Source organism: Mesorhizobium sp. P2_E6, from assembly GCF_056403835.1.
Map to the genome: position 1 here is coordinate 1 of NZ_JBFUEQ010000037.1, position 2,037 is coordinate 2,037.

Genomic DNA, 2,037 nt, shown 5'->3' on the forward strand with positions numbered 1-2,037 from the left:
ACCGTCAGCGGCGCCGGCACCAATCTGGGCAGCCTCGTCCTGGCCGCCAACGGCTCCTACACCTACTCCGTCGCCAACGCCGCCGTGCAGTTCCTCGCCGGCAGCGACGCCAACGGCGGCACCAGCACCCATGTCGACACCTTCACGGTGACGGCCGCCGACGGCACCACCCAGCTCGTCAGCTTCACCATCCACGGCACCAACGACGCCGCCGTCAATGGTGTGCCAGCTTCCCAATCAACCGACAGCAACACGGCAAAGGTGTTCAGTTCGGCGAACGGCAACGCGATCAGCATTTCCGACGTGGACAATTCAAGCCACACGGTAACGCTGACGTCGAGCAACGGTACCCTCACGCTTAGCGGCCTCGCTGGCCTGTCCTTTTCAGTGGGCGACGGCAGCGCGGATGGGACGATGACTTTCAGTGGTACGGATACGGCCATCAACGCGGCGCTGAATGGCCTGAGCTTCGCACCTACGAACAACTTCCACGGTTCGGCGTCGATCCAGATCACCACGAATGATGGAAGCCTGTCCGATACGGATACGGTGAACATCACGGTCGTTGATACGGTTGCACCGAATGCGCCGGTCATCACCTCCGTCACGGACGACGTGTCTCCGGTCACGGCGACCTATGCGACCTCCGGCGTGACAACCAATGACACTGATCTGACCGTCAAGGTTACGCTGCCGACCAGTGGTTCACCGGCCGAGGCGGGCGATACGATCCGGCTCTATAACGGCACTGGCACAGGCATCCCGCTGGGAGGCGCCTACACACTGACCGCAGCGGATATCGTCAGTGGCTTCGTCAGCCTCCAGACGGGCACGCTGACCAATGGGACCACTTACAACCTGACGGCCAGGATCACCGATGCAGCCACCAATCAGAGCGCGGCGTCGAACACCTTCGTGGTCACGGAAGACACGACCGCTCCGTCTGCGCCGACGGCCCTCGATCTGGCGGCAGTCGACGATAGCGGTTCGAGCAGCACCGACAACATCACCAAGAACACCTCAGCCCTGACCATCAGCGGCTCGGGCGAGAACGGTGCGACGGTCACCCTGTTCGACGACGCCAACAACAACGGCATAGTCGAAGGAGGCGAGAGCCTCGGGACCACGACGGTGAGCGGCGGGGCATTCAGCCTCGACGTCTCTCTTGCGCAAGGCACGCACAACGTGCGGGCGATCCAGACCGATGTCGCAGGCAACGCCAGCGCGGCCTCGACCTCGCATGCGCTCGACATCACCGTCGACACGACCGCTCCGGCGGCGCCGACGGCCCTCGATCTGGCGGCAGTCGACGATAGCGGTTCGAGCAGCACCGACAACATCACCAAGAACACCTCGGCCCTGACCATCAGTGGCTCGGGCGAGAACGGTGCGACGGTCACGCTCTTCGACGACGCCAACAACAACGGCATAGTTGATGGAGGCGAAAGCCTCGGGACCGCGACGGTGAGCGGCGGGGCATTCAGCCTCGACGTCTCTCTCGCGCAAGGCACGCACAATGTGCGGGCGATCCAGACCGATGTCGCAGGCAACGCCAGCGCGGCCTCGACCTCGCATGCGCTCGACATCACCGTCGACACGACCGCTCCGGCGGCGCCGACGGCCCTCGATCTGGCGGCCGCCGACGATACCGGTTCGAGCAGCACCGACAACATCACCAAGAACACCTCGGCCCTGACCATCAGTGGCTCGGGCGAGAACGGCGCGACGGTCACGCTGTTCGACGACACCAACAACAACGGCATAGTCGATGGAGGCGAGAGCCTCGGGACCACGACGGTGAGCGGCGGGGCATTCAGCCTCGACGTCTCTCTTGCGCAAGGCACGCACAATGTGCGGGCGATCCAGACCGATGTCGCAGGCAACGCCAGCGCGGCCTCGACCTCGCATGCGCTCGACATCACCGTCGACACGACCGCTCCGGCGGCGCCGACGGCCCTCGATCTGGCGGCCGCCGACGATACCGGTTCGAGCAGCACCGACAACATCACCAAGAACACCTCGGCCCTGACCATCAGT

Annotated in this window: 1 protein-coding gene; it reads left to right on the forward strand. The window is 64.5% G+C overall.

Annotation, left to right across the window (positions count from 1 at the left end):
* The coding region (locus AC1D08_RS33620; protein ID WP_477425343.1) for a beta strand repeat-containing protein at positions 1-2,037 on the forward strand (2,037 nt) is incomplete at both ends.